The organism is Rhodopirellula europaea 6C (genome assembly GCF_000338295.1).
Classification (GTDB): Bacteria; Planctomycetota; Planctomycetia; order Pirellulales; family Pirellulaceae; genus Rhodopirellula; species Rhodopirellula europaea.
Genome location: NZ_ANMO01000098.1, coordinates 1 through 6,114 on the forward strand (window position 1 = coordinate 1; position 6,114 = coordinate 6,114).

At 57.8% G+C, this 6,114-nt stretch carries 3 protein-coding genes and 1 pseudogene; 3 read left to right on the forward strand and 1 reads right to left on the reverse strand.

Annotated elements, in window-relative coordinates; translation table 11 throughout:
• Positions 1 to 40 precede the first annotated feature (40 nt).
• Positions 41 to 1,471 (reverse strand): hypothetical protein, encoded by a 1,431-nt coding sequence (locus tag RE6C_RS09565; RefSeq protein ID WP_008656040.1) that lies wholly within the window; start codon positions 1,469 to 1,471, stop codon positions 41 to 43.
• 227 nt (positions 1,472 to 1,698) lie between these two features.
• Here RE6C_RS09565 and RE6C_RS09570 point away from each other — a divergent pair, with 227 nt between their 5' ends.
• From RE6C_RS09570 to RE6C_RS09580, 3 genes and pseudogenes are all read left to right on the forward strand, one after another.
• On the forward strand, positions 1,699 to 3,102 hold the full coding sequence (locus tag RE6C_RS09570) for an MATE family efflux transporter (RefSeq protein WP_008656043.1): 1,404 nt from the start codon (positions 1,699 to 1,701) through the stop codon (positions 3,100 to 3,102).
• Positions 3,103 to 3,188: 86 nt separating this feature from the next.
• Positions 3,189 to 5,894 (forward strand): aconitate hydratase AcnA, encoded by a 2,706-nt coding sequence (acnA, locus tag RE6C_RS09575; protein WP_008656044.1) that lies wholly within the window; start codon positions 3,189 to 3,191, stop codon positions 5,892 to 5,894.
• A gap of 17 nt (positions 5,895 to 5,911) precedes the next feature.
• A pseudogene (locus tag RE6C_RS09580) lies at positions 5,912 to 6,114 on the forward strand (polyamine aminopropyltransferase); the annotation flags it as partial.

Sequence of the window (6,114 nt, forward strand, 5' to 3'; positions counted from 1 at the left end):
GCTGTGACCACGCGTTTCACCTTGCCAGGTGGAACCTGGCCTACGGGGTGGGGAGTGGTTTTTGGCGGATTTGACTGGCCAGCATGACGGCGATCCAAACGGGCAACCACACGGCGGCGGCGTCGGAGAAGCGTCCGATCGGCGGGCTGGTGAGCGACACAAACGCGATCTTGAACAGCCAGTAGCTGAGTGCCAACCAAGTCAACGCGGCCAGCCCAGCTTGGTTGGATGCATGCGCGCGAAATGGTTCAGCCGTCTTCATTGGATTGAAACGGATCGATGCAACACAGGCGGCGACGACCAGTCCAACAGTGACGACAAAAAAGATGGGATGCATCAGCATGTCAGCCACCGATCCCCAGACACCACGGCGCATAGCAAGTGCGATCCAGCGGAAGTATCGAACGGGATAGCTGCGAACGATCGTTCGATCGAGTTCGGCCAACAACTGGTGTTGATGGACTCGTTGCAATCCAGGTGATTTATCGGAAACTTCCGGCGACTGGTTCGCGACCGCTTCGGCAGCTGGGATCACGACCATGTAGGTCATCGCGTCCCATCGATTTTCGATCGTCGTGTACGAGTCCGCTCGCGGGGCGGCATCGACAATTGGGCGAAGGTCCAAACCATCGGCGGCAGCTCGGTCACCGGCTGCCATTTCAATGCGGCGATCGGCAATCTCTTTCCCAAGTTCGCCCAGTCGACCTGGCAACGCCTCGAGTTCTTCCGCGTCGAGCAACTGAGTCGTCACGGCGGCCATGTTTTGATGACCAAACGGCAGCACGCCAAAGTCGTCCACCGTGACCCCGCGAAACGTGCACCACGCGAGCAACGCGAGCACGGGCACGCTGCCGACCGCGATCGCTTGAATCAGACGCCGTGAAAACATGTCGTTCGGACGCACGAAGACGCTGAGCATCAACCAAGGGATCAGGAACAGGTACGCGGGGCGGATGGCGATGACGATGGTGGTCAGGACGCCCATCGCGATGCAAATTCGCGGTGTCAAATCAGTTCGCCAGATTCGCAGCACACTGATTCCGATCATAGCGGCCAGCGACATGGCGGGCGCATCCGTCGCGATCGTGTTGACGTGATCCCAGAACGTGCAACCGATCGCGAAAACGCTGGCGGCGATGACAATCGTTCGCCGCGAAAAATTCCAGGCCGCCAGTTCGACCGCCAGAAAGCCGACCGCGATGGCTTGCAAGGCGATGTGAAGAATCACCAAGGCTTGATTCGTCCAAAAACATTGATCTGCACTGGCATTTGCCAGCGTTTTCGCGAATTGCACGAGAGCCGGGTAGCCGGGCGTTCGGATTTGGGTGGCGATTCCTTCGGCGGATTCGAACGAGTACTCGGTGTAGCTGGGGGAGTCGGGAACCAAGTGCGGTGCGAACCGATTGGTCATCCAACATGTCCCCATCAAGATGACGAAGGCGGCCAGTGATATCAGAGCGAAGTGTTTCATGCGATTTAGCTTAACCTGCCGGCGGATGAACGCGATGAGTCCTCATTGCCTGAGTCCGAGCCAGCATGGTCTGATTCGCCTGCGGGAGGACTCGCCCGCGAATCGGAATCACAACGAGTGCCGCATCTTCCAAATTCTTCGCGAACCCGGCACCCTTTCGCGTGACCGACAATTCGACTCGCACTCCGCTTCCTGACGCACACCCACTCTCACTCGATCTCCCCTTCATGATTTCCGCGCTCAAGGAAGTTCTTCGCGTTGCGGTTCCGTTGATGGTCAGCACCGGCATGTTTTCGCTGGTTCTTTTTGTCGACCGAACGCTGCTGCTATGGCACGAGCCATCACAGATGGGAGCAGCGATGGCGGCGGGCAATTTGTTCTGGGTTTGTGTTTGCGTTTTCGTCGGCATCGCGTCGATGACCAGTGCGATCATCAGCCAATACATCGGAGCCGACCAACCCAAACGAGTCGGCCAATTGCTTTGGCAAGCGACTTGGTTTGCTCTCGCGACGCTGCCGTTTTTCATTTTGGTGGGCAGCTTTGGTGAGACCTTGTTTCAATTCACGGACCAACCCGAGCATCTGATTCCGATGCAGGCGGCTTACTTCCGCATTTTGATGTGGGGTGGTGCGGGTGAAGTGTTGCAAACGGCTCTCTCAGGCTTCTACAGCGGCACGCACCGGACTCGCACGATCATGCTGGTTTCGTTGGCATCGGGCGTGTTGAACTTGGTGCTCGACGTGTTGTTAATCTTTGGAATCGGCTCACCCGATCCCGAGACTGGGTTGCGGTTCATGGAACTGGGCATCGCCGGCGCCGCCATCGCCAGCACGTTGTCGTTTTGGTTCAAAGCGGTTTGCTATGCCGTGTTGTTGATGAAGCCTGTCGAGCGAGAGCGGTACGGAATCCTTCGCGGCATCCGGTTGAACCGCCGTATGATGAAGCGACTGATTTACTTTGGCTTGCCGGCGGGTCTGATGTACGTGACCGAAGCGGGCGGCTTCACCGTCATCGTTTTGCAAATCGGTCGACTTGGTGACGTTCCCCTGCAAGCCACCACGATGGCGATCAATTTCAACATGATCGCTTTCATCCCTTTGGTCGGCATGTCGATCGCCGCATCGGTTTTGGTTGGTCAGCACTTGATTCGAACCGGCCCCGGTCCCGCGATTCGTTGTGTGATCGCGGCATTGATCGTTGGCTGGGCGTATTCGTTGGTCTGGGCGATCGCGTACGTGTTCGCACCTGGAGGCTTGATCGCGTTGTATTCGCTGTCGCCGACGGGTGTGGACAGCGAAGTCGCGTTTGAGATTGCCGAGAAACTGCTGGGCTTCGTCGCGATCTACGTGATTTTGGATGCGACTCAGTTGATTTTGGCGGGAGCCTTGCGTGGGGCGGGCGACACCTGGTTCGTGTTGTTGGCGGGTTTGACGGTGTCGTTTGTGGCGGTGATCGTGGGAACGGTGTGGCAACCTGTCGCGGCTCGTTTTCAGGACCCGGATGGGCAGGCGACGGCATTAGTGGCGTTGGATTGGTGGTGGTGGGTGATTACGGGTTGGGTCTGCACCCTCGCAATCGTCATGGCCGGACGCTTTTTGCAGGGCAAATGGCAACGGATGCGGATGGTTTGATTCCACCACTACGGTTTTCCGAGACGCATTGCTAAACTGTTGGCCGCTCGGCACTTTTCGGCAATTCGACAACAGGAAACCATGCAGTGACTGCGGATATCTTCGGCGCACGCGAACAATTTGAAACCGGATCCGGCTCTGCAGCGATGTATCGCTTGGAGACGCTCCAGAAACGAGGCTTGGGGCAAATTGACCGCTTGCCGTTCTCGATCCGCGTGCTGTTGGAAGCCGTGCTGCGAAACTGCGACGGTTTCCAAATCAGTGAGGACGATGTCAAGAACCTCGCCGGTTGGGACGCGAAAGCGGTTGCCCCTCACGAGGTGCCCTTCAAACCTTACCGAGTTGTCTTACAGGATTTCACGGGCGTTCCCGCCGTGGTCGACTTGGCCGCGATGCGTTCGGCCATGGAACGAATCGGTGGCGATCCGAACAAAATCAATCCGCTGATCCCAGTCGACCTGGTCATCGACCACTCGGTGCAAGTCGACTTCTTCGGCAGCGATGGCGCCTTGGTCCAAAACGTCGAGCGTGAATTCGAACGCAACAAAGAGCGTTACGAGTTCCTCCGTTGGGGCCAACAAGCGTTCGATAACTTCGGCGTGGTTCCACCCAATGTCGGGATCGTTCACCAAGTCAACCTGGAATACCTCGCTCGCGTTGTTGCGATGGGCAAAGACGAGCAAGGCCCCGTGGCGATGCCCGACACGCTGGTCGGCACCGACTCGCACACGACCATGATCAATGGTTTGGGGGTTTTGGGATGGGGCGTTGGTGGCATCGAAGCCGAAGCCAACATGCTCGGTCAACCGCTTTACATGTTGATGCCTGAAGTCATTGGTTTTGAACTGACCGGCGAGTTGCCATCGGGTGCGACTGCGACGGACATGGTGTTGCGAGTCGTCGAGATCCTGCGTGCCGAAGGCGTGGTGGGCAAGTTTGTGGAGTTCTTCGGAACGGGCATGAACGCGATGAGCGTCGCTGACCGAGCCACGATCGCCAACATGGCTCCTGAGTACGGTGCCACGATGGGATTCTTCCCCGTTGACGATCTGACGCTGCACTACATGCGTCAGACCGGCCGCAGCAAAGAAAACGTCGAACTGGTCGAACGCTACTGCAAAGAACAAGGTTTGTTCCGTCTCGATGACGCACCGACACTGAACTACACCAAAATCGTGTCGCTCGATTTGTCGACGGTCGAACCCAGCATGGCTGGGCCAAAACGCCCACAAGACCGTGTGCCATTGGCCACGATGAAGAAGGCGTTCAATGAATCGTTGACCGCTCCCGTCGGTGCCTCCGGATTCGGGTTGGCTCCTGAGGATCTGAAACGTACCGGACATGTTTCGAACAATGGTGCCAGCTCGGACATCACGCACGGCGCCGTCGTGATCGCAGCCATCACGTCTTGCACGAACACGTCCAACCCATCGGTGATGGTTGGTGCGGGATTGTTGGCCAAGAAGGCAGCGGAACGCGGTTTGACCGTGCCGGCTCACGTGAAAACGTCGCTGGCTCCTGGTTCGCGAGTCGTGACGGATTACTTGAACAAAGCCGGTTTGTCCGAATCGCTCGACAAGCTCGGTTTCAACACGGTTGGCTACGGATGCACGACCTGCATCGGCAACTCAGGACCTTTGCCAGAAGCCGTCGCCTCGGCCATCCAAGAAGGCGACTTGATCGCATCGGCCGTTCTGTCTGGCAACCGAAACTTCGAAGGTCGGGTCAATCCGCTGACAAAGGCCAACTACTTGGCCAGCCCACCGTTGGTCGTTGCTTACGCTTTGGCCGGAACGACTGACATCGACCTGAACACCGAACCGCTTGGCAAAGATGCAAGCGGCGAAGATGTGTTCCTGAAAGACGTTTGGCCATCGGCCGAAGAAATTCGCGAAACCATCGCGTCTTGCATGCAGCCCGAGATGTTCACCAACGAATACGAAGCCGCCGTGTCGGGCAACGACATGTGGAACGCCATCGAAGCGGCGGGTGGAGCGTTGTATCCGTGGGACGAAAAGAGCACCTACATTCACCACCCACCGTTCTTGGACAGCGTCACCGCGGAAGCCGTGCCGGACATCGCTCCGATCAAGGGTGCAAAGGTGTTGGCATTGCTCGGTGATTCGGTCACGACCGACCACATTTCACCCGCCGGTGCGATCGCGACCGACGGACCTGCCGGACGTTACTTGCAAGAAAACGGTGTGCCGATTCGCGAATTCAACTCGTTCGGTTCGCGTCGCGGGAACGACCGCGTGATGGTTCGTGGCACGTTTGCCAACATTCGCATTCGCAACCAACTGGCACCCGGCACAGAAGGCGGTGTGACCCGTTACTTGCCGACCGGCGAAACGATGAGCATCTACGATGCGTCGATGAAGTACCAAGCGGACGAGGTGCCGTTGATCGTTCTGGCCGGCAAAGAATACGGGACCGGCAGTAGCCGTGACTGGGCCGCCAAGGGAACGATGATGTTGGGCGTCAAAGCTGTCATCTCGGCCAGCTTCGAACGCATTCACCGAAGCAACTTGGTCGGCATGGGCGTGTTGCCTTTGGAATTCGCCGAAGGCGGTTCGTGGCAGTCACTCGGTTTGACCGGTGAGGAAAGCTACGACATCGATGGCCTGTCCAACGACCTCGAGCCTCGTTCGTTGATCACCGTCGTTGCCACGGCGGAAGACGGCACGAAAACCGAGTTCCAGTGCCGCGTTCGCATCGATACTCCGGTCGAGCTGCAGTACTACCAAAACGGTGGGATTCTGCCGACGGTTCTGCGAAACCTTCGCGGTTGAGCTTGATTGACTAGCCAGTGATCCATCGCGCCCCGTTGCACCTGCTGTACCTCAACGTGCTCGTCATTGCGACGTGCGGGTTGATTTACGAGTTGTTGGCGGGGACGTTGGCAAGCTATCTGCTGGGTGATTCGGTCACCCAGTTCTCGCTCATCATCGGTGTCTATCTGTCCGCGTTGGGCTTTGGTGCCTGGTTGTCCCAGTACGTGACAACCAAGCT

Excerpts from the sequence above, each read along its gene's own strand:
- RE6C_RS09570 (WP_008656043.1), top strand. The coding sequence starts at position 1,699 with ATGATTTCCGCGCTCAAGGAAGTTCTTCGCGTTGCGGTTCCGTTGATG.
- RE6C_RS09565 (WP_008656040.1), bottom strand. The coding sequence starts at position 1,471 with ATGAAACACTTCGCTCTGATATCACTGGCCGCCTTCGTCATCTTGATG.